Source organism: Haliscomenobacter sp., assembly GCF_040403615.1.
Classification (GTDB): domain Bacteria; phylum Bacteroidota; class Bacteroidia; order Chitinophagales; family Saprospiraceae; genus Haliscomenobacter.
This window is the reverse complement of record NZ_JBBAKG010000198.1, coordinates 1,910-4,889: the sequence shown is the minus strand read 5'-3', so window position 1 is coordinate 4,889 and position 2,980 is coordinate 1,910. Positions and strand designations below refer to the sequence as shown.

Below are 2,980 nucleotides of genomic sequence, written 5' to 3'. Positions count from 1 at the left end.
CTGATTTGGATTGTTATGGCGATCGAAATACTGATGCTAATTTCTGATTTTTTTGAATACCAATTGCTAAGTAATGCTTCGGCAGGACTCACCATTTCACCGGAAAGCGCAACAGCCAATGACACCAGACAACTGATCCTTGCCATTGTTTACCTGATTGCGTACATTACTTCAGGAGTCACTTTTATCAGCTGGTTTCGTAGGGCTTATTACAATTTACACACTCAAATTTACAATTTAAACTATGATGAAGGATGGGCTGCAGGCGCCTGGTTTGTGCCTATTTTGCACCTCTTTCGGCCCTACCAGATCATGAAAGAATTGTACCAGGAAACCGAAAACTTACTTGCAGAAAGGGTCGAAAATTATCAAGCACATAACCACACGGCGCTTTTGGGAGGCTGGTGGGCATTGTGGATTTTTGTGAGTTTAATAGGGCAATTCGTATTCAGGTACTCCATTGGTGCCGACACCATTGAAGAATTGATGGTCGTTTCTATTGCGTCCATTATTAGTTCGGTTGCATCCATTCCGCTTGCGTTTATTGCCGTTGAAGTGATTGGTAGGTATGCCAAAATGGAAGCAATGCTCTACAATGAGGAATACACCTTCGAGAAAGAAGAAGATGATTCCGACATAATTGACAGTCATTTGACCTAGTGCATAATCGGAATGGTGACAAAACGCATTTGCGTTCACCACCATTCCAATCCTGTTTTTATAAGCTCTCCTTTGGCTTCAATGTAGCCAAATACTCTACCAAATCCACCAATTGCTGCTCGCTGAATGCGCGGTACAAGCCCTCTGTCATCAAGGATTGTGGCAGTTCTTCCTGTTTTTGTACATCTGCCAATGGGTATGACCGTGAAGTTCCGCCCATGGTGCGCAAGGTGAGTTGGGTCGCTGTCTTGCTCTCAATGATGCCCTGCACGGTAGATCCATCTTTGAGCGCAATATTGAAACCTTCGTAGCCATAATTAATGCCTGAAGAGGGATAAAGAATGGCTTGATAAAGCGCCCCTTTGTCCAATTTTGCACCAATCTCGGTAAGCGCAGGCCCAAAATTGGTGCCGATTGCTCCAGCCTTGTGGCAAGTACCGCAATGTTGCATGAAAACCGCTTTTCCCGAAGCCACTTTGCCACTCCGGCCTTCCAATACAGCCACGGGTGGCAGGGAATTGCCCATTTCCTTTTGCTTTTTGGTCAGCAGCGTTCGGGATGCTTTACGAATATCTGTATTCCATGCACCTGAAAGTGCGACCAATCCTTGCATTTCCAATTCTGCTGGAATTTGATTTTGTTGCAACAAGGTCAACAAATAGACCTGGCCGTCGCCAGTGCTGTTCAAGCAACTCAGGGCAGCACGGCGTACCGAAACGTTGTTCTTTGCATCCAGCGTGTATTGCTTGTAAAGTGGGTACAAGGCAGGATTGCTCACGGGAGCCAGCGCGTACAAGATTTGTTGCGATTTGGCTTCATCGGCGCCTTTTAGTTGTTGGAGCAACAAATTCATCCCCCCATTTTCAACCAGCATGTTGGCTGCTTGTCCACGCAAGGCGCCATCAGGGCTTTGCAGAGCCATTTTGAGCAGATTGGGGTTTTGGTTTTTCAGTTGCAGTCGTGCTATCAAGTCCAGGTATTCAACTTTGCCTTCCAGACTGGGCAATACCCGTGTTGCCAATGCTTTGAGTGCTGCCGATTGTTGAAAAAAACCGGGATCGATTTCAAACAAGATTAAGGTATTGATGGAGTCTTTCAAGGGGTGATCTGCATCAACCAGACCCGCGATGATTTCATTTTTGGCCACATCCGTTTGAAAATGAAAAGCCCGGAAATATTGCCGCAAAGCAGCAGGACTAACCTTGGGTTCAAGGATCATTTCTTTGAGCAGTGGTAGTGCATCTTTCGAGCGGCTACGCCAAACGATGTCTTTGCCTGCTGCGGTTTTCCACTTATCTCCAGCGCCAGCTTTCCAGGTTGCAAAACGGGATTCGGCCTGCAAATCTGCACCAATTCCGAGGGCTTCCAGGTACCAGCGGTCTTTGCCATCGTATTGATTGGCCAATTTGGTCCACAATTGATCAGCGGTTGCGCTTTTTTCAAAACGCAAGGCAATGGCCGCTTCCCGACGCACCTGGCTTGAAGGGTCATTGACTATCGATTTGACCAATTGGGTCAACTGTTTGGGCAATACCTGACGCGCAAGCCTTAGCCCCACAATGCGGATATTGGCATCTTTGTCCTTCAAAGCTGCTTGCACATAAGTCTGGGCTTTGCCTTTCATTTGGCCCAAAATCCACAAGGCGCGAGCCCTGATTCTGGAATTGCTGCTGTTCCACAGTTTGGCCAAGCCCGCTTCGACGCTACTGCCCTTGCCGCGCAACAAATTGGCTGCTTTGGCTTGAACTGCCAGGCTGGGGTTCTGAAGTGATTCTAGCAATTGCGCTTCGGTATCAAAGCCTGGAATGGCAGCAGCAGGTTGGTATTTGCGGCCTTTTTTGCCCGCGCTTACCCGGTAAATGCGGCCACGGCCCGTATCGCCAAATTTGTGGCCACCCACTGCAGGATCATACCAATCGGCAATAAACACCGATCCATCGGGTGCGACGCATACGTCGGAAGGGCGAAACCACTGGTCTTTGCTTTTGACCAAATCAACCACTTTCGCCTGGTAACCTGCGCCATCATCCTGAGCGGGATAAGCACGCACCACATTGTGTCCAGCCTCGGCATGAATGGGTTGATTGCGAAATACTTCTGGCAACATGGTGCCTTCATAAACGGTCATGCCACAAGGTGAACCAGAACCCGTTTGCAAAAGATTGGGTACAACGCCCGGATCGTTCAAATGCCAATGTCTTTTGGGAATTTCGGCTTCCATATTGATGCGGCGTTCGCCCCACCAGGCTCCGGTGATTTGATCGGTATAGCCATAATTGCCGTATTCCATCACGTAGTTGATGCGCACGCCCAGGTTGCC

2 protein-coding genes are annotated in these 2,980 nt (G+C 48.4%); one reads left to right on the top strand and one right to left on the bottom strand.

Going from position 1 to position 2,980, the window contains the following annotated elements:
- A partial coding sequence (locus ABW391_RS28510) for a DUF4328 domain-containing protein (RefSeq protein WP_353485307.1) occupies nucleotides 1-660 on the top strand: 660 nt, incomplete at its 5' end.
- Between the two features lie 58 nt (nucleotides 661-718).
- Here ABW391_RS28510 and ABW391_RS28505 read toward each other — a convergent pair.
- On the bottom strand, nucleotides 719-2,980 hold a 2,262-nt coding region (locus ABW391_RS28505; RefSeq protein ID WP_353485306.1), incomplete at its 5' end, for a PVC-type heme-binding CxxCH protein.